Origin of the sequence: Neorhizobium galegae (assembly GCF_017877055.1) — a bacterium.
GTDB classification, from domain to species: domain Bacteria; phylum Pseudomonadota; class Alphaproteobacteria; order Rhizobiales; family Rhizobiaceae; genus Neorhizobium; species Neorhizobium galegae_D.
Genome location: NZ_JAGIPG010000001.1, coordinates 1,333,098 through 1,354,621 on the forward strand (window position 1 = coordinate 1,333,098; position 21,524 = coordinate 1,354,621).

Here is a 21,524-nt window from a genome sequence, read left to right on the forward strand (position 1 = left end):
AGCGGCGAGGGTGCACCGCTCCGGTTGCTGGAGTCGCCCGGCTCGAAGGGGGTAGGAGGTGGAGCCGGGCGGCGGGAGGTCAGTAACCCAGGCCCTTCTTGGCTTCGTAGACCTTCATCGGGTCATCCTTGGCGGTATAGAGCTTCGATTCGGTCTGGATCCACTTCGGCGGAGCCTTCTTGTCCTTGAGATAGGCATTGAGGGCTTCGAAGGCGGGGCCTGCCATGTTCGGTGTCAGCTCCACTGTCGCATTGGCTTCGCCCTTGGCCATCGCCTGGAAGATGTCCGGTACGGCGTCGATCGAGACGATCTTGATGTCGGTGCCGGGCTTCAGGCCGGCTTCCTTGATCGCCTGGATGGCGCCAACCGCCATGTCGTCGTTATGGGCATAGACTGCGCAGATGTCCTTGCCGCCGCCTTCCGCCTTGATGAAGCTTTCCATGACTTCCTTGCCCTTGGTGCGGGTGAAGTCACCGGTCTGCGAGCGGGCGATCTTGATGTTGGAATGGCCGGCGATCGCCTGTTCGAAACCCTTCTTGCGGTTGATGGCGGGCGAAGAACCGGTGGTGCCCTGAAGTTCCACGACCTTGCAGTTCTTGGAACCGATTTCCTTGACCAGCCAGTCGCCGGCGACCTTGCCTTCGAACACCTGGTCGGAGGTGACAGCGGTCAGGTAGAGGTCCTTAGGCGATTCGATTTCGCGGTCGAGCAGGATGACCGGGATCTTTTCTTCCTTGGCTTCCTTCAGAACTGCGTCCCAGCCGGTAGCGACGACCGGGGCGATGAAGATCGCATCGACGCCCTGAGCGATGAAGCCGCGGATCGCCTTGATCTGGTTTTCCTGCTTCTGCTGTGCATCGGCAAATTTCAGGGTAACGCCGCGTTTTTCGGCTTCCTGCTTGGTGACCGTGGTTTCAGCGGCACGCCAGCCGGATTCGGATCCGATTTGCGAGAAACCGACTGTCAGGGACGCGGCGGAAACGCCGGATGCCAACGATAGGGTAAGAGCGGCTACAGCTGCCGCGAGAGCTCTTTTCATCTTAAATCCTCCCAGAGATGAGAAAGCGAACTGACGGGTCAAGGAATGGCATATAATATTACTTTTTCAAGCGCTAATTTCGAACAAATTGTGAGAAGGGCGATATACCGCCGCTTTTGATGGGAACAATCGATTGAATCCTCGGGATAAATGGCATTCTTAAAAAGATCAGGATTACCGGAAGCGGGTTTTCTTCTCCTTGACAAGCCCGATGCCGATCCAATAGTCGTATTAATGACTACATCGGGCCAGATGGTTCTGATGGGAGGAGTGGCATGGCGGCAGGAGACGTCATGTTGGTATTGGAAGCATTTGGGTGATGAAATCGATGTTGCGGGTTCTTCAGGTCTTGGATGGCGCTGATGCGTCTATTGTTGTCGCATGGGATGGCGAAGGTGCTGCCCGTGCTGTCAAGGGCGTTTCGTCCACCTACGAGCTTGCCCGCCAGGCGATTGCCGCCGGCCAGACCTTGGCTCAGCGGATCGACGCGGCCGGTCTCGGCGATGTCGTCGACCTCGAAAAGGCCACGAGCGAGGGGCGCCTTGGCCTGCCGATCACCCATCCGGACCCGGCACATTTCATCGTCGCGGGCACCGGTTTGACGCATCTCGGCTCGGCCGACGGTCGCGACAAGATGCACAAGGCGGCGCAGGCGACTGAAAAGCCGACCGATTCGATGCGTATGTTCCTGATGGGCGTCGAAGGCGGCAAGCCGAAACCCGGCGAGGCCGGCGTGCAGCCGGAATGGTTCTACAAGGGCAATGGTTCTCAGCTTCGCGCCACCGGCAGCGATCTCGTGTCGCCGGCCTTCGCGCTCGATGGCGGCGAGGAGCCGGAACTGGCGGGGATCTACCTGATTGGTCCGGACGGCACGCCCTTCCGGCTGGGCTTCTGTCTCGCCAACGAATTTTCGGACCACGTGACGGAAAAGGGCAACTATCTCTGGCTCGCCCATTCCAAGCTGCGCCAGGCCGCCCTCGGCGCGGAACTTCTGGTCGGCGACCTGCCGGACCACGTGGAAGGCACATCGCGCGTGCGGCGCGGCGACGAGGTGATCTTCGAAAAGCCGTTCCTGTCCGGCGAGGCGAACATGTCGCACACGATCGCCAACCTCGAACATCATAATTTCAAATACGATATCTTCCGCCAGCCGGGCGATCTGCATGTGCATTTCTTCGGAACGGCGACGCTGTCGTTCTCCGAGGGAATCAAGACGGAGCCGGGCGACGTTTTCGAGATTTCCGCGGCCCCCTTCAAGCTGCCGCTCGTCAACCGGCTGACTGTCGCGGCGGATGCGCCCGTGACGATCAAGAAGCTCTGAGGCGGCCATGGCTCCCATCCGCATCGCCATCGTCGGGCTTGGAAAGATCGCCAGGGATCAGCATCTCGGCGCGATCGAAGCGACCGACGGCATCGAACTCGTGGCAGTCGCCAGCCGCCACGCCAAGCTCGAGGACATCGCCTGTTTCCATGAGATCGGCGATCTGCTCGCCTCGGACGTCGCGTTCGATGCGGTCTCTCTCTGTACGCCGCCAGTAGGGCGCTTCGAGCAGGCAAAGGCGGCACTCGAAGCCGGCAAGCATGTGATGCTCGAAAAGCCGCCGGGTGCGACGCTTTCGGAAGTCTACGCGCTGGAGAAGCTCGCCAAGGAAAAAGGCGTCTCGCTGTTTTCAACCTGGCATTCGCGCGCGGCTGCTGCTGTCGAGCCGGCGCGGGCGCTGCTTGCCAAACGCAGGATTCGCAGCGTCGCGGTGGAATGGAAGGAAGACGTCCGTCATTGGCATCCCGGCCAGGCCTGGATCTGGGAGCCGGGCGGCCTCGGCGTCTTCGATCCCGGCATCAACGCGCTGTCGATCGTCACGCGCATCCTGCCGGAGAGCTTTCACCTCACCCGTTCCGAATTGACCTTCCCGGCCGACCGGGCGGCGCCGATTGCGGCAAGCCTCTCGTTCGAGACCGACGGTGGCGTTCCGGTCTCTGCCGAATTCGACTGGCGCCAGACCGGGCCGCAGACCTGGGATATCCGCGTCGAGACCGACGAGGGTCCGATCGTTCTGACCCATGGCGGCAGCCGCCTTTTCGTCGATGGCAAAAGCGCGATCGTCGAGGAAGACAGGGAATACCGCAATCTCTATCGTGATTTCGTGGCGCTTGTGGCCGAAGGCCGCAGTGACACCGATTTCTCGCCGCTGGTGCATGTCGCCGATGCCTTTATGCTGGGCCGGCGCATTCAAACAGACGTATTTGAGGACTGATGATGACCAATTCCGAAAACGTAACCTCGAACGAGATCGCCGAAACCGACAAGGGTCGCCAGGCGGCCAGAAAGCTCCGCTCTCGCGCATGGTTCGACAACCCGTCGAATGTCGACATGACGGCGCTCTATCTCGAGCGCTACATGAATTTCGGTCTCAGCCAGGCCGAACTGCAATCCGACCGGCCGATCATCGGCATCGCCCAGACGGGTTCCGATCTTTCGCCGTGCAATCGGCATCACCTGGAACTGGCACATCGTCTGCGCGAGGGTATCCGCGAGGCAGGCGGCATCGCCATCGAATTCCCGGTGCACCCCATCCAGGAAACGGGCAAGCGTCCAACCGCCGGCCTTGACCGCAACCTTGCCTATCTCGGCCTCGTGGAAGTGCTCTACGGCTATCCGCTCGATGGCGTCGTTTTGACGATCGGCTGCGACAAGACCACGCCGGCCTGTCTGATGGCGGCGGCCACCGTCAACATTCCGGCGATCGCGCTGTCGGTCGGTCCGATGCTGAACGGCTGGTTCCGCGGCGAGCGCACCGGCTCCGGCACCATCGTCTGGAAGGCGCGCGAGCTGCTGGCCAAGGGCGAGATCGACTATGCGGGCTTCGTGAAGCTCGTCGCCTCCTCGGCGCCGTCCACCGGCTATTGCAACACGATGGGTACGGCAACCACGATGAATTCGCTTGCCGAAGCGCTCGGCATGCAGCTTCCGGGTTCGGCGGCGATCCCGGCGCCCTATCGCGACCGGCAGGAAGTCTCCTATCTGACCGGCCTTCGCATCGTCGAGATGGTCAAGGAAGACCTGAAGCCCTCCGATATTCTCACCAAGGAAGCCTTCATCAACGCCATCCGCGTCAATTCGGCGATCGGCGGTTCGACCAATGCGCCGATCCATCTGAACGCGCTCGCCCGTCACATCGGCGTGGAGCTCACGGTCGACGACTGGCAGGCCTACGGCGAGGAAGTGCCGCTGCTCGTCAATCTGCAGCCGGCCGGCGAATATCTCGGCGAGGACTATTATCATGCAGGCGGTGTTCCGGCCGTCGTCAACCAGCTGATGACCCAGGGCCTCATCCATGAGGACGCGATGACGGTCAACGGCAAGACCATCGGCGAGAACTGCCGTGGCGCGATCATCGAAGACGAGAAGGTCATCCGCCGCTATGACGAACCTTTGAAGGCCCATGCTGGCTTCCGGGTGCTGCGCGGCAACCTGTTCTCGTCGGCGATCATGAAGACCAGCGTCATCTCGCCGGAATTCCGCCAGCGTTATCTTTCCAACCCGAACGATCCGGAGGCCTTCGAGGGCAGGGCGGTCGTGTTCGACGGGCCGGAGGATTACCATCACCGGATCGACGATCCGTCGCTTGAAATCGACGCGCATACGGTCCTGTTCATGCGCGGCGCCGGCCCGATCGGGTATCCGGGTGCGGCCGAAGTCGTCAACATGCGCGCGCCGGACTATCTCCTGAAGCAGGGTATCTCGTCGCTTGCCTGCATCGGCGACGGTCGCCAGTCGGGAACGTCGGGCAGCCCCTCGATCCTCAACGCTTCACCGGAAGCTGCCGCTGGCGGTGGTCTTGCCATCCTGCGGACCGGGGACCGCGTGCGCATCGATGTCGGTCGCGGCACCGCGGACATCCTGATCTCCGACGAGGAGATGGCCGAGCGCCGCAAGGCCCTGGAGGCTGACGGAGGTTACCAGTACCCGAAGCATCAGACGCCCTGGCAGGAAATCCAGCGCAACTATGTCGGCCAGCTCGAAACCGGCGCAGTTCTGGAGCCGGCCGTCAAATACCAGCGGATTGCCCAGACCAACGGCATTCCGCGCGACAATCACTGACCTTTCGGTCCCCAGGGCGGCGGGGACCGCCCTTATACAAGATTGGCGGCTCGAAGGGAGCCGCTCCAAAGGAGGAGTAATCCATGCGAATGTTCAAATATCTCGCGACCGCAGCCATGCTGGCTGGTATGGTCATCGCGGCTCCGGCCAGCGCCCAGGAAAAGGGCCTCGTCGGCGTCGCCATGCCGACCAAGTCTTCCGCCCGCTGGATCGCGGACGGCGATAACATGGTCAAGGTTCTGAAAGAGCGCGGTTACAAGACCGATCTTCAGTACGCTGAAGACGATATCCCGAACCAGCTCGCGCAGATCGAAAACATGATCACCAAGGGCGCCAAGGTTCTCGTCATCGCCTCGATCGACGGCACGACGCTTTCCGACGTGTTGCAGCAGGCCGCCGACCAGAAGATCAAGGTCATCGCCTATGACCGCCTGATCCGCGATACCCCGAACGTCAGCTACTACGCCACCTTCGACAATTTCCAGGTCGGCGTCCAGCAGGCGACTTCGCTGGTGAAGGGTCTCAAGGCCGACACCGAAAAGGGGCCGTTCAACATCGAGCTCTTCGGCGGCTCGCCGGACGACAACAACGCCTTCTTCTTCTACAACGGCGCAATGAGCGTGCTTCAGCCGCTGATCGACAAGGGCGTGCTGAAGGTCGGCTCCGGCCAGGTCGGCATGGACAAGGTCGCAACGCTGCGCTGGGACCCGGCAACCGCCCAGGCCCGCATGGACGCGATCCTCTCCTCAACCTATTCCGGCAAGAAGCTGGACGGCGTTCTGTCTCCCTATGACGGCATCTCGATCGGCATCCTGTCGTCGCTGAAGGGCGTCGGTTACGGTTCGGGCGGTCAGGCGATGCCGATCGTTACCGGCCAGGATGCTGAAGTTCCGTCCGTCAAGTCGATCATTGCCGGCGAACAGTATTCGACGATCTTCAAGGACACCCGCGATCTTGCCAAGGTCACCGTCGACATGGTCGATGCTGCGATGAGCGGCAAGGAGCCTGTTGTCAACGACACCAAGACCTATGACAACGGCAAGAAGGTCGTTCCGTCATACCTCCTGAAGCCGGTCGTGGTTGACAAGACCAACTGGAAGCAGGTTCTGGTGGATGGCGGTTACTACAAGGAATCGCAGCTTAAGTAAGCCTTTTAATCCGCGCGGTGGTATTCTGCCGCGCGGACCCTTTTTTCGGAGTGATCATGCTCGATCCCGTTCCGCTTGCCGAAAAGCCACCCATCCTCGAGATGCGGGCGATTTCGAAGAGCTTTGGCGCCGTAAAGGCGCTTTCCGATGTCAGCTTTGCCGTTCAGGAGGGTGAGATCCATGCCCTCGTCGGCGAAAACGGCGCTGGCAAATCCACCCTCATGAAAGTGCTTTCCGGCGTTTATCCGCACGGTTCCTACGAGGGCTCCATCTTTTTCGGCGGCGAGGAGCGGCACTTCCGCGACATCAACGATTCCGAAAAGCTCGGCATCATCATCATCCATCAGGAACTGGCGCTCATTCCGCTGATGTCGATCGCGGAAAACATCTTCCTGACCAATCCGCCGGCGAGCCGCGGGGTGATCGACCGAAGCGAACGGCATAAGCGCACCCAGGCATTGCTTGCAAAGGTGGGGCTTACCGAACAGCCGGACACGCTGATCACCAATATCGGCGTCGGCAAGCAGCAGCTGGTCGAAATCGCCAAGGCGCTGTCCAAGGACGTGCGGCTACTGATCCTCGACGAGCCGACCGCGTCGCTCAACGAGACGGACAGTGCGGCGCTTTTGGAACTGCTCAAGGAATTCCGCCGCAACGGCATTACCTCGATCATGATCTCCCACAAGCTCAACGAGATCACCGAAGTCGCCGACCGTATCACGGTGCTTCGTGACGGCCGCACGGTCGGCACCATGGATTGCCATGCCGGCCCGGTCGACGAAGACGAGATCGTGCGGCGCATGGTCGATCGCGATCTGGAAAGCCGCTATCCGAAGCGCGACCCGAAAATCGGGGACGTCATTTTCGAAGTCGAGAACTGGTCGGCCTATCATCCGATGCACTCGGACCGGCAGGTCGTGAAGAACGTCTCGCTGAAGGTGCGGGCCGGCGAGATCGTCGGCATCTCCGGATTGATGGGGGCCGGGCGCACCGAATTCGCGATGAGCCTGTTCGGCCGGTCCTGGGGGCGCCACGTCACCGGCACTGCGAAGCTGCATGGCAAGGAACTCGACCTTTCCGACGTCCACAAGGCGATCAAGGCCGGCCTCGCTTATGTGACGGAAGACCGCAAGCAACTCGGCCTCATCCTGCAGGAAGATATCCGCAAGAACGTCTCGCTCGCCCATCTGAGCGGCGTTTCCTCGCGCGGCGTCATCGATGACATTGCCGAGATGAAGGTCGCGCAGGAATTCCGCGGTCGGATGCGCATCCGCAGCCACAATGTCTATCAGGAAACCGGCAAACTCTCGGGCGGCAACCAGCAGAAGGTCGTCCTCTCCAAATGGCTGTTCACCGGGCCGGAGGTGCTGATCCTCGACGAGCCGACGCGCGGCATCGATGTCGGTGCGAAATATGAGATCTATACGATCATCAACGAGCTTGCCGATGCCGGCAAGGCGGTGATCGTCATCTCGTCGGAAATGCCCGAACTGATCGGCATTTGCGACCGTATCATGGTCATGCACGAAGGTGCGTTCGTCGGTGAAGTGTCCGGCGAAGGGGCCACGCAAGAAAATATCATGCGCGCCATCATGCGGCGCAAAGGGAGAGAATAATGAGTACGCCCCAGGAAGCAGTTGCGGCACCGCCGAAGGTGACCAGTTTTCTGAAGGACAATCTCCGCGACTTCGGCATGCTGATTTCGCTCGTAGTTATCGTGGTGTTCTTTCAGATCGCCACGGACGGCGTTCTCCTGAAACCGCTCAACGTCACCAATATCGTGCTGCAGAACTCCTATATCGTCATCATGGCGCTCGGCATGCTGATGGTGATCGTCACCGGCCATATCGACCTGTCGGTGGGTTCGGTTGCGGGCTTCATCGGCGGCTTTGCCGGGTTGCTGATGGTCCAGTGGGGCCTCAATTTCGCTGTCGTTATCGTTATCAGCCTTGCCGTCGGCGGCCTGATCGGGGCGATCCAGGGCTATTTCGTCGCCTATTTCAAGATACCGTCCTTCATCGTGACGCTCGCGGGCATGCTGGTCTTCCGCGGCCTGATGATCGCCATCCTCGGCAGTCAAGCAATCGGCCCGTTCCCGACGATTTTCCAGAAGCTTTCGTCCGGTTATGTCGTCGAGCTGATCTCGTCGGCCAGCGGCCTCTACATCACCTCGTTCCTGCTCGGGCTGGTGCTTGCGGTGATCCTCATCGTGCAGAATTTCGCGAGCCGCAAGCGGCGCGTTTCGCATGGCGTCGAGACGGAGCCGTTCGGCTTCTTCGTCGCCAAGAACCTGCTGATCCTCGCAGGCGTCGGCTATATCGCCTTCCTGATCTCGTCGCATCGCGGCATGCCGAACGTGCTGATCATCATGGCGGTGCTGATCGCCGCCTATAGCTTCCTGACCACCCGCACCGTGATCGGCCGTCAGATCTACGCGGTCGGCGGCAATGCCCGTGCAGCCGAGCTTTCCGGCATCAAGACGACCCGGCTGGTGTTCCTCACCTTCGTCAACATGGGCGTCCTTGCGGCTCTCGGCGGGCTCGTCGTCGCGGCACGCCTGAACAGCGCCACGCCGAAGGCCGGTACCGGGTTCGAGCTGGATGTCATCGCGGCCTGCTTCATCGGCGGCGCATCCGCCTATGGCGGCGTCGGCAAGGTGACGGGCGCGGTCATCGGCGCCTTTCTGATGGGCGTGATGAACAACGGCATGTCGATCCTCGGCATCGGCATCGACTACCAGCAGGTGATCAAGGGCCTCGTCCTGCTCGGCGCCGTCTGCGTCGACGTCTACAACCAGCGGCGCTGAGGCGCCGCTTTCCTTCAAGATTGTTCCATGAAACTTGAAAGCCCGGATGCGTCAGACGCTTCCGGGCTTTTTTGTGTTCTGGCCTGTTTTACCGCGCTGGCTTCGGGGGGCGAAGGAGGGAGGGACGGTCGAAACCCGCTTCAGGTCGCAGACTCGGTCACGGCCTCTTCGATGACATCTTCCGGGATGTCGTCGAAGGACGAGTAGTTGAGGTTGTAGAGCTTCGAATAGAGCTTTTCGTTCTTCATCAGCTCGCGGTGATTGCCGCTTTCGATCAGCTCGCCGTTCTGCAGAACGATGATCCGGTCGGCCTCGCGGATGGTAGCAAGGCGATGGGCGATGACGAGCCCCGTGCGGCCTTCGAGCAGTTTTACCAGCGCCTTCTGGATCAGCATTTCCGTATAGCTGTCGATATTAGCGGTCGCTTCGTCGAGCACCAGGATTTTCGCGTCGGCCACCAATGCGCGGGCAAAGCTCAGGAGTTGTCGCTGGCCGAGCGAAAGATTGCCGCCGCGCTGGCCGAGGATGCTTTCGTAACCGTCGGGCATACGCATGATGAAGTCATGGGCGCCAACCGCCTTTGCCGCCTCGATCACCTGTTCGCGTGTCGCATCGGTCTTGTGGTAGCGGATGTTTTCGAACACCGTGCCGGTGAACAGGAAGGGTTCCTGGAGCACCATGGCGATCTGCCGGCCGAGCGATTCCTGCGTCAGGTCGCGCACGTCGTGGCCGCCGACCAGAACCTGGCCCTGCTGAACGTCGTAGAAACGATGGATCAGCGACATGCAGCTCGACTTGCCCGAACCCGTCGGGCCGACCAGTGCGACCGTTTCGCCCGGGTTCACCTTGAAGCTCACATGTTTCAACACCGGGTGCTTGGGATTGTAGCCGAACACCACGTCCTTGAACTCGACCGAGCCGTCCATGTCCGAAGTGAGGACCTTGGCGTTCGGCGCGTCTTGGACGTCGACCGGCACGTCCAGCACTTCGGTCAGGCGCTGGCCCGATGCCATGGCGCGTTGCATCACCGAATATTGCAGCGTCAGTGACCGGATCGGGTCGAAGAAACGCTGGATGTAGAAGAGGAAGGCGACCATGACGCCGACGTCGAGCGCCTGGTTCAGCACGCGGGCACCGCCGACCACGACGACGAGAGCCATCGCCAGGCCGGTCAGCGAATCGACGATCGGCACCATCACTTGAGCGTATTTGGCGGCATTCAGATGCGTGTTGAGGTTGGCGCGGGCCTTGTCGTCATAGAGTATGAAGTTGACGCTCTGGCGGTCCATGCTCTGGACTGCGCGCACGCCATGGATGGCTTCGGCAAGCGCACCGTTGGCGATCGAATTGGTCTCATGCGCGGCCATGAACGACTTTCGCGCGCGCGGCAGCCAGAAGAGGCGGACGACGAAGAGGACGGGCAGGGCGCAGAGCGTCAGCAGGCCGAGCTTGAAATCGAGCGTCAGCATGACGAAGACGATGCCGAATAGCAGCGTGATATCGCCGACCGAAAGAACCGAGGTTTCCAGGAATTCCTGCATCGAATTCACGTCGCCCTGCAGGCGCGACATCAGGCGGCCAACCTCCGTCTTGTCCATCCATGAAAGCGAGACGCGCTGCAGATGCGTGAACATCGCCTTGCGGATATCGAAGAGCACGTCTTCGGCAACGCCGCCGACCAGCGTCTCCTGCGCATAGCTTGCGCCGAAATTGATGAGGATCGCCACGAGGAAGGCGACGATCGACCAGATCAGCACCGACTGGCTGTCGCTGCCCGCCTGCATGCCGTGGTCGATCGCGTAACGAATGATCAGCGGGATGAGAAGCTGCATCGCCGTGAAACAGAGCACGGCCAGCACGGCCCAGTAGATCTTGGTGCGGTAGGGGCGCACGAAGGCCCAGATGCGCTTGACGATATTTTTGTCGAAGACCTTGCCGAAGATTTCCTCTTCGATGCGGTGGGAGCCTACCACCGCGCGGGGCGGGCGCCTGCCGTCTTCGCGAACGTCGGAGCGTTCGGTTTCTAGTTCCTCGGCCATAAATCCTCCCTCAGGCGCTGAGCGCGTCGTCGCCCGGACGTACCTGCAGATCGTAAAGCGCCTTGTAGCGGCCGCCGAGCGCAAGCAGCTCGTCGTGCGTTCCGCTTTCGACGATGCGGCCTTCTTCCATGAACAGAATCCGGTCGGCATGCATCAGAGAGCTCAGCCGGTGGGCGACGATGATCGTCACCCGGTCGGCTGCGTATCTGCGCATGGCGCTGCGGATACGCTGTTCGGTGCCGGCGTCGATCGCCGCCGTCGAATCGTCGAACACCATCACCGCCGGGCGCAGCATCAGCGCGCGGGCGATCGACAGGCGCTGGCGCTGGCCGCCCGACAGCGAAACACCGCGTTCGCCGACAACCGTGCCGTAACCGGTCGGCAGGCCGAGCACGTAGTTATGAAGCTGGGCGCTTTCGCTGGCGCGCTCGATGCGGCCTTCCTTCGCCCACGGATCGCCATAGGCGATATTGTTCTCGATCGTCGTCGTGAACAGGAAACTGTCCTGCTGGACCACGGCCACCGACCGGCGCAGCGATTGTAGCGTGGCGCGGCGGATATCCTGGCCGTCGATGGTGATCCTGCCGCCCGTGACATCGTAGAAACGCGGGATGAGGTGGGCCATCGTGGATTTACCGCTGCCGGGCGGGCCGACGATGCCGATCGTCTCGCCGCGCTTGGCCTCGAAGGAAACGCCGGTCAGGACCTGATGGTTCTCGGCGGCCGGATAGGCGAAACCGACATTCTCGAACCGCAGCGTGCCGTCGGTGACCTTCAGCTCCCTGGCGCCCTTCTCGTCCTTGATGGAGATATCCAGGTCGAGCAGTTCGAAGAGGCGGGCGCCGCAGGTGGAGGCGCGTGCAAAGGCATTGACCATCAGGCCGAGCTGCCGCACCGGCATTTGCAGGATGGTCATGAAGGTGAGGAAGGAGGTGAGTGTGCCGACGGTCATCTCGCCTGCCATCACCTTGGTGCCGCCGACCCAGAGTACGAGACCCATGGCGGCGAAGAAGGACAGCGTCATGGCGCTGGTATTGGCGACCCGGATGCCGACGCGCTGATGCGCCAGCGACACTGCGCTTTTGGATGCGGTCTCGAACTTGTCGAGCTCGTGATCCTGGGCGGCGAAGGCGCGCACGACACGGATGCCGCCGAGGTTTTCTTCCATGACGCGGGTGAGCACGGAAAGCCGTTCCTGCAGGTCGAGCCAGGTGGCGCGCAGCCGCAGCTGCGTCACCGACGAGCGCCAGCCGACGAAGGGCACGAAGCTCAAGGCGAGCAGGCCGAGGACCACGTCGGTCGACAGAAGAAGATAGGCGCCGAAACCGATCAGCACCGTCAGGAGGACCATGCGCACCAGCGCGGTCGAGAAATACATGCGCACGCCTTCGAGATCGAGAAGCCCGACGGTGATCAGGTCGCCCGAATGCATGCTGTCGTGGAAGCTGAAGGACAGCCGCTGGATCTTCTCGTAACAGGCGAGTCTCAGGCGATAGCCCATGTGATGACCGACCGCCTCGCTGAAATAGTTCTGGAACAGGGTGAAGACGCCGCGCAGCACGCTGGCGCCGAGCAGCAGAAGCGCGGTCGTCAACAGCGCGTCCTGGGCCGCCTGGCCGGCATCGCCGCCTGTCAGCGCCACCTGCGTGTGGTCCACCGCTTGCCCAAGCAGCCGCGGGATCATCAGCTGGAACGCGGAGGCGATCAGGGTCGCGCCGATCGCGAAGCTCGATTGCCACGGATGACGGAAGGCCATGACGGTAATGCGGGTCAATATGGAGAAGCCTTTGCCCCAACCTGCCGCATTCACCAGCGCCAACGAAGCCGACGGCTTCGCGACGCGAACTGTTGCATCGCTGCTCACGGGTTTATTCCAAAAATGAATTACAGAGCCGGAAAAATATCCGGAAAGACGGCCATTATGAGATGAAGATTCGGGACCTGAATGTAGCCTGCATAATGGTGCTGATCAGTCAACCGATTTGGACCAAAAACCGAGCCCCTTGTGGTGATTTTTTGAGCTGTGTGGCGCCTGAATTTTTGGCACGCAGCCTCGCGGTATTTCAGTGCCTGAGCAAGGCGGATGCGGTGCGAAAGCATGCCCGCGGCGAATGTCGAAACATGATCCGCAAAACGGAGCGGGTTCTTTTTATCCTCGTCCATATCGCTTGCTCGGGTTCGGGCTGATATCGTCCGGCCATGACCGATGACAGACTCGACCTTTCCCGTTCGCCCATCGAGATCCCGAAGCGCTTCCGGGACGTGCGCTACAATGCCGACCATTTTCCCGGCGCGCCGGCCGTTCGCGATGTGGAGGGGGGCGCCAATTGCCAGCAATACGTCTTCTCGCTGCTCCGGCATCACGGCTTCGAGATTCCGGATTTCCGTTCGAGAGAGCTTTGGGAAGACACGGTCCACACGAAGGTTTCGGAGGCTATGCAGCCGTTCGACATCGTGCTCGTGCACAACCAGCCGAAGATCTGGGGTGCGCATGTGGGGCTCTGCGTCGACGACGGGCGGGTGCTGCATCTTTCCCGCAGCATCGATGCGCCGGCGCTCGAGACGCTCGACGAGATGCAGGCGCGCGATGAATACCGTTATCTGATCGGTTTCAAGACGGTTCTTGTTCGACATGAAAAGGGTTCGACTCTCGCATGACCAGCGGCCTGCATCACATCACCGCCATCACTCGCAAGATTCAGGCGAATGTCGACTTCTATGCGGGCTTCCTCGGCCTCAGGCTCGTCAAGCGGACGGCCGGTTTCGAGGACGCCCGTCAGCTTCATCTGTTTTACGGAGACGGGGCGGCGACGCCTGGTTCGCTCGTCACCTTTTTGGCCTGGGAAGACGGCTCGCTCGGGCGCGTTGGGCATGGCGCGCCGAGCGAGATCAGCTTTGCGATTGCGCCGGAAGCAATCGGTTTCTGGCTGACGCGGGCGCTGCAGTTCAACGTCAAGCTTTCCGGCCCGGCCCAGGAGTTCGGCGAACCAGTGCTGCGGCTGACCGACCCGGACGGCATCATCGTCAAGCTGGTCGGCGTCGAGGGCACGGTGCCCTGGGTCTGGTGGAGCGGTGGTGGCATAAGCGAGGCCGATGCGATCCGCAGGCTCTACGGTGCGACGATCCTTTCCGAAAAGCCGGAAAAGACGGCTGAATTCCTGACGCGCCATATGGGGTTGCGGCTCGGGCCGAAGGACGGCAATATCCAGCGGCTGGTGTCGGATGCGCAGGATATCGTCGATGTCCGTGACGCAGGCGGTTTTTGGACTGCAGCGCCTGGCACCGGCACGATCGACCATATCGCCTTCCGCGCCGTCGACCGGCCCCAGGTCGAGGCGGTGCATGCGGGATTGCTGGCTGAGGACGCCGGCGAGATGAATATGCACGACCGGCATTATTTCTATTCGCTCTATGTCCGCGAACCGTCCGGCACGCTGATCGAACTTGCGACGGACGGGCCGGGTTTCACGGCCGACGAGTCACTTGAAACGCTGGGGTCAAAACTGTTCATCCCGGCGCATTTCAAGGAAGACCACGACGTCCTGCGGGTGATGCTGCCGCAGTTCGGCCTGCCGGGCGAGGAGCGCATCATCTATCGCGACCTGCCTTTCGTGCATCGCATCCATATGCCGGAGAGATGGGACGGTTCGACGCTGGTGCTGCTGCATGGCACGGGCGGCAATGAAACGACCATGCTGCCTTTCGGACGCAAGGCGGCTCCAAACGCCATGCTGATCGGGGTACGCGGGCGATCGACCGACGAGGGACATCCGCGATATTTTCGTCGCTTTACGCAGACGACGTTCGACCAGAGGGAGATTGCTTCCGAAGCGGAGGCTTTCGTCGCCTTCGTGGAGGAGCTGGGTCCGGCCTATGGAGTCGATCCGGCGCGGACGGCCTTTGCCGGCTGGTCGAACGGTGGCAACATGATCGGCGCGGTGATGCAGCTTCATCCGGGCCTGATCCGCAGGGCGGTCCTGCTGCGGTCGATGAACTGCCTGGAGGATCGGCCGGCCGTCGATCTTTCAGGTACTCACGTCCTGTCGCTCAGCGCCACCGACGATTTTTACGGGTCCCTGGCCGAGGAACTCGAAGAGCGGCTTTGCACCGCGGGCGCGGAACTCACCGCCAGAAAGCTCGACGCCAACCATGGCATCGGCATCGAGGATGAGATGATCTCCCGTGGCTGGCTGATCGAAAAAGGCTTCTGATCAATCGCCGTAATGCAGCGCGATCGCATCGACGGCGGCGGAGATGTCCGCCTTGAACCCTCGCCTTCGAAGCGCCATGCCATAGGCCGTCAGGTTGCCGAGCACGATGTCGAAACGGGCTCGCTGGCCGGTGTGGTTGAGCCGGATCAGCCGTTCGGCGCCGGGGCCGACGCCGGCGGAAAGCTCGATGCTGCCCGGCGCAACGGACAGAAGGGCGGCCGGATCGGCGCCGTTCGGAAGCCTGGCCGTGGTCAGCAGGTTCGAGCCGTGCAGGGCGTCGATCCAGAGCTCTGCGCCCATGGCAGCGAGTGCCGCGCGGGTCGCGCGGGCGGCGCGCACATGCCGGGCGACGATCGCATCGACGCCCTCCGCCTCGACGCGATTGAGGGCTGCCTCGAGTGCGAAAAATTCGAGCGGCGCGGTGGTGCCGGGAAGGGCACCGCGGCCGGCGTCCAACCAGGCCTTCTGGTCGAGAAGCGAGAGGATCGAATCCCTTGGACCGCCCGGTTTTGAGATCAGTTTCCAGGCAGCAGGGCTGACGGAGAGCGCCGAAAGCCCGGCGGGTCCGGCAAGTGCTTTCTGCGGTCCGATGACTGCGATGTCGATGCCGAGCTCGTCGATGTTAAGCGCATGACCCCCGATGGAGGCGACCGCGTCCACCACCGTCACGATGCCGCGAGAGCGAGTGAAGGCAATGATCTCCTCCAGCGGATTGCGGATGCCGCTCGCCGATTCCGCATGGACGAGCGACAGGACCTCGATGTCCGGATGGGCATCGAGCGCCGCCTGCACGGCTTCCAGCGTAATCGGGCGGGCTGCTTCGGCCGAGAGATCGACGACCTCGGCGCCGCCGCGGCGCAGCCAGGTGCCGAACCACCCGCCATACATGCTGGTGACGATATTGATCGCCTTCAGGCCGGGCCGGGCGAGGCTGAGGGCTGCAGCCTCCAGCGCGACGACGGCTTCCGCCTGGATCAGCAGCACATCGTTGCGGGTCTTCAGGATCCTGCCGATCCGGTCGGCGATCGCGGCGTAACGCACGGCGGGAAAGGATGGCACGTCGTTCAGCGGGTTCCAGCGGTCAAACGTCATGGAATGGGCCTTCCGTTGGTTGTGTCACGAGGCGCGGCACGGCATTGACCAGGGCCTTTGCCGCTGGCGATTGCGGGTTTTCGATCACCTGCCGCATCGGCCCGGTCTCGACCAGCCGCCCGGCCTCCATGACGGCGATCCGGTGGGAGACGGCGCGCAGGACGGCGAGATCGTGCGAGACGAAAAGATAGCTGATACCGCGTTCCTCCTGCAATTCGACCAGCAGTTCCAGAATCCTGCCGCGGATCGAGACATCCAGCGCCGATACCGCCTCATCGAGCACGATCAGCGACGGCTTGGTGGCGATGGCGCGGGCGATGGCGATGCGCTGCCGCTGGCCGCCGGAAACCTCGCGGATCGAACGTCCGGCATAACTCGCGGGCAGGCCGACGCGATCGAGAAGCGCTGCGATTTCTTGCGCGCGCCCGGCTTTCGGCACGATGTCGTGGATGCGCAGCGGATCGTCGAGGACGGAGGCGACAGTCGCACGCGGATTGAAGGCACCGAGCACATCCTGAAACACCATCTGCATCCTGGCCCGGTGGCGGCGCAGGTCGGTGCCGGATAGCGACAGCCAGTCCTCGCCCTCGAAGCGGATCGAGCCGGCATCGGCCGGCAGCAGCCGCATCAGGATGCGGGCGAGGGTGGATTTGCCGCTGCCCGAGGCGCCGACGAGGCCGAGCGTCTCACCGGGTTCAAGCGTCAGTGAGACATCGCCGACCGCTGCAACGGCGCGGCCGCCGGAGGAAAAACGCTTCGAGAGGTTCTCGATGGCCAGCAGGGTCACGGTGCGGCCTCCCGGATGAGCGGTGGCGTTGCAAGATCGCGATGGCTGGCGATCAGGGTTCTCGTGTAGGCCTCACTCGGAGATGCAAGGACATTTCCGGTCAGACCCGATTCTACCAGATTGCCATCCTTGAAGATTGCCACCCGATCCGCAAAACCCGAGGCCAGCGCGATGTCGTGGGTGATGAAGATGAGCGTCATGCCGGCCTCGCGGACCAGTTCGTCGAGCAGCGAGACGATCTCGGCCTGGACGACCATATCGAGCGCGCTGGTCGCCTCGTCGGCAATCAGGATGCCGGGCTTGGCGGCAAGTGCTGCGGCAATCGCGACGCGCTGCCGCTGGCCGCCGGACAGCTGATGCGGAAAGGCTCGCATCGCCTTTTGCGGCTCCGCAATGCGGACTCGTTCCAGCATTTTTAACGCGCGGACATAGGCGGTTTTCCATGAAAGACCAAGATGCCGTCGGGCGCCCTCGGCCACCTGCTCGCCGATATCAAGCACCGGGTTGAGGCTGGAGGACGGATCCTGGAAAACGAAACCAAGATCGCGGCCGGGCAGGGGCGGCTGGCCCGAGGACCATCGCATTTCACCTGCCAGTTTGGCGCCGAGCGGGAGCAGGCCTGCGACGGCACGGGCCAGCGTGCTTTTGCCGGACCCGCTTTCGCCGATGATTGCCAACCGCTCGCCGGCGACGATATCGAGGTCGATCCGGTTCAGCGCCGGTATCCTCTGCCCGCGATAGGTGACCGTCAGGTCACGGATCTCGCAAAGTGTGCTCATGGCTCCAGCCTCCGGCCGGCGAACGCCTTGGTGAGGCCTTCGCTGAACAGGTAGACACCGATGACCGTGATGACCAAGGCGATGCCCGGAAAGATCGACAGCGACGGCGAGGAGCGCAGGATGTTGCGGCCCTCGGCGATCATCGAACCCCAGGTGACCACGTTCGGATCTCCGAGGCCGAGGAAGGAAAGTGCCGCTTCCGTCAGGATCGCGGCTGCGACGATGATGGCGGAGAGCGCCAGAACCGGCGGCAGAGCGTTCGGCAATATCTCCCGGAAGGCGATTTCGGCCGGATGCATGCCGATCACCCGGGCGGAGGCGACATAATCCCGCTCGCGGATGGAAAGCACCTGCGCCCGCGTCAGCCGCGCCGGATCGGCCCAGGCACCGAGCGCGATTGCCAGAACCACGACCGGCACCGAAGCGCCGATGACGCTGACGAAGGCGAGCGCCAGCAGGAAGCTCGGGACGATCTGGAAGGCATCGACGACACGCATCAGCCCCTCGTCGATCAGCCCGCCGGCAAAACCGGCCGTCAAGCCGACGCAGAGGCCGATGGCAATTGCCGCCAACGCTGCCGCAAGACCGACGGCCAGCGAGGTACGGGTTCCATGGAGGATGCCAGCCAGCACATCGCGGCCGAGCCGGTCGGTGCCGAGCGGAAAGGCGGGATCGGTGAAGGGCGGCAGCAGCGCTCGGCCGGCGATGCGCAGCGGATCACCCGGCGACAGCACAGGCGCAAACAGCGCGACGAGCGCCAGAGCCGCCAAAATGCCGAGCCCGATCGCGCCTTCCGGCGTCCGGAGCAGATCTCGAAGGAGCCTCATGCACGCCCTCTCATGAATTGGGCTCCGAGGCACCGACGCGTGGGTCGAGTGCGGCATAAACGAGGTCGATGACGAGATTGACGCAGACGACCAGCACGGCGCTGACGACGATGATGCCCATCAGCAGCGGCGCATCGCGACCACTGACGGCCTCCTGCGCCAGCCGTCCGAAACCGGGAATGGCAAAGATGCTCTCGATGACGACGCTGCCGCCGAGCATGGCGGCCGATTGCAGGCCGAGCATGGTGACGAGCGGCAGAAGCGCGTTGCGCGCCACATGGCGCAGCACGATACGGCTCCGCGACAGCCCCTTGGAGCGGGCGAAGAGCACGAAATCCAGCGTCCAGGCTTCTGCCATGCCGGAGCGCATCACTCGCAGGAACAGCGCCATATAGATCAGCGCCAGCGCACCGACCGGCAGGATGAGATGCCTGGCGATATCTGCGGCGCGGGCAATACCCGCCTTGCCGGAGGCGATGGTCTCGATGCCCGAGGTCGGCAGCCAGCGGAGCTGGACGGCAAAGACGATGCTGAGCACCAGGCCGAGCCAGAAGCTGGGGATCGCGTAAAGAATGAGGGAAGCCGTAGAAAGTACTCTGTCTCTTATACTTTCTGGCTTTGCACCTGCGATGATCCCGAGCGCGGAACCGAAGCCGAAGGAGATCGCCGTAGCGCTGCCCATCAAGAGCAGCGTGTTCGGAAGTCGTTCAAGAATGAGATCGAGAACCGGCCTTCCGAAGGCGACCGACCAACCGAGATCGAATGTTGCTAGCGAGGAAAAATAGAGCCATAGCCGGGCGAGCATCGACTGGTCGAGGCCATAGGCCTGGCGCAGCGACTGGGCGACCGTCGCGTCGCCGCCGCCGATCGACAGGAGATAGGCATCCACCGCATCGCCGGAGGCGGATTCGAGCAGGAGGAAGGTCAGGACGACGACGATCAGCAGCACGGGGATGCTGCTGATCGCGCGACGTCGGATCAATCGAATGGCTCGGTTCACGCCGGAAAGCGCCTCTTTATCGGATGGTCTGCCGAGCCTATCACGATTTCAGCGCGGTATCCGACCAGTTCGATACGGCCCAGCGCGGATTGTTGGAGACGTTCTGCACCGTGTCGCGCGCCACCGTGATGAAGCCCCATTCGGCGACGTTGATCAACGGCAGGTCGGTGGCGACGATCTTCTGGAACTGCTTGTAGAGTTCCGTGCGGGCCGAGGTATCGACCGTTTCCGCAGCCTTGGCGATGATGCCGTCGAGCTCCTTGTTCTCGTAGCCGCCCTGGTTGGAGAAGGGCACACCGGCCGGGATTCCGGACCGGACGAGGATGGTCGTCGAGATCGCCGGGTCGCCACGGAAAACCGGCGGGCCGATGGCAAGATCGAAGTCGTGATCCGTGTAGACCGCCTTCTGGTGGGCGGCGGAATCGGCGTTGATGAGTTGCGCGTCGATGCCGATTGCCGCAAGCGCCTGGCGCAGGTAATCGCCGAACTGTTTCGTTTCGTTGAAATAGGGCGCCGGGCGCAGTTTCAGCGAGAAACGAGTGCCGTTGGCGCCCTTCTTGTAACCGGCCTCGTCGAGCAGGGCATTCGCCTTGGCGGTGTCGAAAGCGTAGGTCGGCACGCTGGCGTCATAAAATTCCGGCGCGTTCTTCGGCACGGGGCCGGTCGAGGCTGTCGCGTAGCCGAGGAAGATCGTGTCGACGACGAATTTTTTGTCGATCGCATGGGCGATGGCCTGTCGCACCTTCAGGTCGGCGAGTTCCTTGCGGCGGTGGTTGATCTCGATGACGAGCTGATAGGTCAGCGCCTCGTAGCCCTTCGAGATGACTTTAATGCCGGGCACCTTGGAGATGCGGGCAAGATCGGTGAGCGGCACGGCCGAGAAGGCCGCGAGCTGGATCTCTTCCGCTTCGAGCGCTGCGCCCGCGCCGGCGCGGTCCGGCAGGACGCGGAAGATGATCTCGTCAAGCTTCGGTTCGCCCTTGCCCCAATAATCTGCATTCCTGGTCAGGCGGTAATATTCGCCCGGCTTGTATTCGGTGAGCTTGAACGGGCCGGTGCCGACCAGCTTCACATTGGCCGGGTTGGTGGCGATGTCGGTGCCTTCATAGAGATGTTTCGGCACGACACTGCTGACAACCGGCAGGGCGTTGCGGATGAGCTGCAAGGGTGTCGGCTTGGAGAACTTGAAGACGGCGGTCGTTGCGTCCGGCGTGTCGACGGCTTCGAGGTTTGCGAAGACCAGGCGGCCGAGGTTCTGCAGCGGCTTCCAGATGTTGAGCGCCGAATAGGCGACGTCGGCCGAGGTGAACGGCTTGCCGTCATGCCATTTCACGCCCTCGCGCAGCTTGAAGGTGACCGACTTGCCGTCGGCAGAACCTTCCCAGGAGGTGGCGAGGCGCGGCGCCAAACCATCCTTGCCATCGAACGAGGCTTCGGCGAGCGGCTCGACCACCTTGCTTGCGATGAAGAACACGCCGTTGGAGGCGACGATCGCCGGGTTGAGGTTTTTAGGTTCGGAATCTGCGGCGGCGATCAGCCGGTTGCCGGCACCTTGAGCAATGGCGAAAGTCGGCAAAGCTGTCGAGGCGAGCAGGGTGCCGCCCGCCTGCAAAAGGGTCCTTCGGGATAGGGTGGCGATCGTCATTGCTCTCTCCTGCATCCAGCCATTTTCCAGCATATTGCCAGCGAAATGC

At 62.4% G+C, this 21,524-nt stretch carries 18 protein-coding genes; 8 read left to right on the plus strand and 10 right to left on the minus strand.

Features of this window, described 5'->3' with window-relative positions:
• Positions 1–79 precede the first annotated feature (79 nt).
• Positions 80–1,039, minus strand: a complete 960-nt coding sequence (gene ytfQ / locus J2857_RS06255) for a galactofuranose ABC transporter, galactofuranose-binding protein YtfQ (RefSeq protein ID WP_210009119.1) — start codon at positions 1,037–1,039, stop codon at positions 80–82.
• A 328-nt stretch (positions 1,040–1,367) separates the two neighbouring features.
• Here ytfQ and araD1 point away from each other — a divergent pair, with 328 nt between their 5' ends.
• From araD1 to mmsB, 6 genes are all read left to right on the plus strand, one after another.
• Positions 1,368–2,360: an AraD1 family protein gene (gene araD1 / locus J2857_RS06260; protein ID WP_210010059.1), complete on the plus strand. Its 993-nt coding sequence runs from the start codon at positions 1,368–1,370 to the stop codon at positions 2,358–2,360.
• Between the two features lie 7 nt (positions 2,361–2,367).
• Positions 2,368–3,294, plus strand: a complete 927-nt coding sequence (locus tag J2857_RS06265; RefSeq protein ID WP_210009120.1) for a Gfo/Idh/MocA family protein — start codon at positions 2,368–2,370, stop codon at positions 3,292–3,294.
• Positions 3,295–3,296: 2 nt separating this feature from the next.
• Entirely contained in the window at positions 3,297–5,141 is a 1,845-nt protein-coding gene (locus J2857_RS06270; protein ID WP_245363143.1) for an IlvD/Edd family dehydratase, read from the plus strand.
• Positions 5,142–5,257: 116 nt separating this feature from the next.
• Entirely contained in the window at positions 5,258–6,289 is a 1,032-nt protein-coding gene (gene chvE, locus J2857_RS06275; RefSeq protein ID WP_245363145.1) for a multiple monosaccharide ABC transporter substrate-binding protein, read from the plus strand.
• A gap of 56 nt (positions 6,290–6,345) precedes the next feature.
• Positions 6,346–7,905 (plus strand): multiple monosaccharide ABC transporter ATP-binding protein, encoded by a 1,560-nt coding sequence (gene mmsA, locus J2857_RS06280; RefSeq protein WP_210009121.1) that lies wholly within the window; start codon positions 6,346–6,348, stop codon positions 7,903–7,905.
• Positions 7,905–9,095 carry a multiple monosaccharide ABC transporter permease gene (gene mmsB, locus J2857_RS06285; RefSeq protein WP_210009122.1) on the plus strand — a complete coding sequence of 397 codons (1,191 nt, stop codon included), beginning with the start codon at positions 7,905–7,907 and terminating at the stop codon, positions 9,093–9,095. Before mmsA ends, mmsB begins: the two co-directional genes overlap by 1 nt.
• 140 nt (positions 9,096–9,235) lie before the next feature.
• On the opposite strand, the gene J2857_RS06290 is transcribed toward mmsB, so the two are convergent.
• Genes J2857_RS06290 through J2857_RS06300 form a run of 3 tightly spaced genes read right to left on the minus strand, consistent with a single transcriptional unit; the run spans position 9,236 to position 13,297 of the window.
• Positions 9,236–11,134 carry an ABC transporter ATP-binding protein gene (locus tag J2857_RS06290; RefSeq protein WP_210009124.1) on the minus strand — a complete coding sequence of 633 codons (1,899 nt, stop codon included), beginning with the start codon at positions 11,132–11,134 and terminating at the stop codon, positions 9,236–9,238.
• Between the two features lie 10 nt (positions 11,135–11,144).
• Positions 11,145–12,998 carry an ABC transporter ATP-binding protein gene (locus J2857_RS06295; protein ID WP_210009126.1) on the minus strand — a complete coding sequence of 618 codons (1,854 nt, stop codon included), beginning with the start codon at positions 12,996–12,998 and terminating at the stop codon, positions 11,145–11,147.
• Positions 12,999–13,018: 20 nt separating this feature from the next.
• Positions 13,019–13,297 carry a hypothetical protein gene (locus tag J2857_RS06300; protein ID WP_210009127.1) on the minus strand — a complete coding sequence of 93 codons (279 nt, stop codon included), beginning with the start codon at positions 13,295–13,297 and terminating at the stop codon, positions 13,019–13,021.
• Between the two features lie 36 nt (positions 13,298–13,333).
• Here J2857_RS06300 and J2857_RS06305 point away from each other — a divergent pair, with 36 nt between their 5' ends.
• The gene (locus J2857_RS06305) at positions 13,334–13,792 is read left to right on the plus strand and encodes a hypothetical protein (protein WP_210009130.1); all 459 of its coding nucleotides are present in this window, start codon (positions 13,334–13,336) and stop codon (positions 13,790–13,792) included.
• Entirely contained in the window at positions 13,789–15,345 is a 1,557-nt protein-coding gene (locus tag J2857_RS06310; RefSeq protein WP_210009132.1) for a VOC family protein, read from the plus strand. Before J2857_RS06305 ends, J2857_RS06310 begins: the two co-directional genes overlap by 4 nt.
• On the opposite strand, the gene J2857_RS06315 is transcribed toward J2857_RS06310, so the two are convergent.
• The 6 genes from J2857_RS06315 to J2857_RS06340 are packed head-to-tail and all read right to left on the minus strand — an operon-like array spanning position 15,346 to position 21,475.
• Positions 15,346–16,437 carry a pyridoxal-phosphate-dependent aminotransferase family protein gene (locus J2857_RS06315; protein ID WP_210009134.1) on the minus strand — a complete coding sequence of 364 codons (1,092 nt, stop codon included), beginning with the start codon at positions 16,435–16,437 and terminating at the stop codon, positions 15,346–15,348.
• Positions 16,427–17,224 (minus strand): ABC transporter ATP-binding protein, encoded by a 798-nt coding sequence (locus J2857_RS06320; protein WP_210009136.1) that lies wholly within the window; start codon positions 17,222–17,224, stop codon positions 16,427–16,429. Before J2857_RS06320 ends, J2857_RS06315 begins: the two co-directional genes overlap by 11 nt.
• Positions 17,221–18,003 (minus strand): ABC transporter ATP-binding protein, encoded by a 783-nt coding sequence (locus J2857_RS06325; protein WP_210009138.1) that lies wholly within the window; start codon positions 18,001–18,003, stop codon positions 17,221–17,223. Before J2857_RS06325 ends, J2857_RS06320 begins: the two co-directional genes overlap by 4 nt.
• Positions 18,000–18,830, minus strand: a complete 831-nt coding sequence (locus tag J2857_RS06330) for an ABC transporter permease (RefSeq protein ID WP_210009140.1) — start codon at positions 18,828–18,830, stop codon at positions 18,000–18,002. Before J2857_RS06330 ends, J2857_RS06325 begins: the two co-directional genes overlap by 4 nt.
• Before the next feature lie 10 nt (positions 18,831–18,840).
• Positions 18,841–19,830: an ABC transporter permease gene (locus J2857_RS06335; RefSeq protein WP_210009142.1), complete on the minus strand. Its 990-nt coding sequence runs from the start codon at positions 19,828–19,830 to the stop codon at positions 18,841–18,843.
• Positions 19,831–19,870: 40 nt separating this feature from the next.
• Positions 19,871–21,475, minus strand: a complete 1,605-nt coding sequence (locus J2857_RS06340; RefSeq protein WP_210009144.1) for an ABC transporter substrate-binding protein — start codon at positions 21,473–21,475, stop codon at positions 19,871–19,873.
• Positions 21,476–21,524 lie beyond the last annotated feature (49 nt).

What these genes read in the sequence shown, in the direction of transcription:
- chvE (WP_245363145.1), top strand. Translation starts at nt 5,258, where the DNA reads ATGCTGGCTGGTATGGTCATCGCGGCTCCGGCCAGCGCCCAGGAAAAG.
- J2857_RS06330 (WP_210009140.1), bottom strand. Translation starts at nt 18,830, where the DNA reads ATGAGGCTCCTTCGAGATCTGCTCCGGACGCCGGAAGGCGCGATCGGG.
- J2857_RS06340 (WP_210009144.1), bottom strand. Translation starts at nt 21,475, where the DNA reads ATGACGATCGCCACCCTATCCCGAAGGACCCTTTTGCAGGCGGGCGGC.
- J2857_RS06315 (WP_210009134.1), bottom strand. Translation starts at nt 16,437, where the DNA reads ATGACGTTTGACCGCTGGAACCCGCTGAACGACGTGCCATCCTTTCCC.
- J2857_RS06265 (WP_210009120.1), top strand. Translation starts at nt 2,368, where the DNA reads ATGGCTCCCATCCGCATCGCCATCGTCGGGCTTGGAAAGATCGCCAGG.
- J2857_RS06270 (WP_245363143.1), top strand. Translation starts at nt 3,297, where the DNA reads ATGACCAATTCCGAAAACGTAACCTCGAACGAGATCGCCGAAACCGAC.
- mmsB (WP_210009122.1), top strand. Translation starts at nt 7,905, where the DNA reads ATGAGTACGCCCCAGGAAGCAGTTGCGGCACCGCCGAAGGTGACCAGT.
- J2857_RS06290 (WP_210009124.1), bottom strand. Translation starts at nt 11,134, where the DNA reads ATGGCCGAGGAACTAGAAACCGAACGCTCCGACGTTCGCGAAGACGGC.
- mmsA (WP_210009121.1), top strand. Translation starts at nt 6,346, where the DNA reads ATGCTCGATCCCGTTCCGCTTGCCGAAAAGCCACCCATCCTCGAGATG.
- J2857_RS06305 (WP_210009130.1), top strand. Translation starts at nt 13,334, where the DNA reads ATGACCGATGACAGACTCGACCTTTCCCGTTCGCCCATCGAGATCCCG.
- J2857_RS06300 (WP_210009127.1), bottom strand. Translation starts at nt 13,297, where the DNA reads ATGGACGAGGATAAAAAGAACCCGCTCCGTTTTGCGGATCATGTTTCG.
- J2857_RS06325 (WP_210009138.1), bottom strand. Translation starts at nt 18,003, where the DNA reads ATGAGCACACTTTGCGAGATCCGTGACCTGACGGTCACCTATCGCGGG.
- J2857_RS06310 (WP_210009132.1), top strand. Translation starts at nt 13,789, where the DNA reads ATGACCAGCGGCCTGCATCACATCACCGCCATCACTCGCAAGATTCAG.
- ytfQ (WP_210009119.1), bottom strand. Translation starts at nt 1,039, where the DNA reads ATGAAAAGAGCTCTCGCGGCAGCTGTAGCCGCTCTTACCCTATCGTTG.
- araD1 (WP_210010059.1), top strand. Translation starts at nt 1,368, where the DNA reads ATGTTGCGGGTTCTTCAGGTCTTGGATGGCGCTGATGCGTCTATTGTT.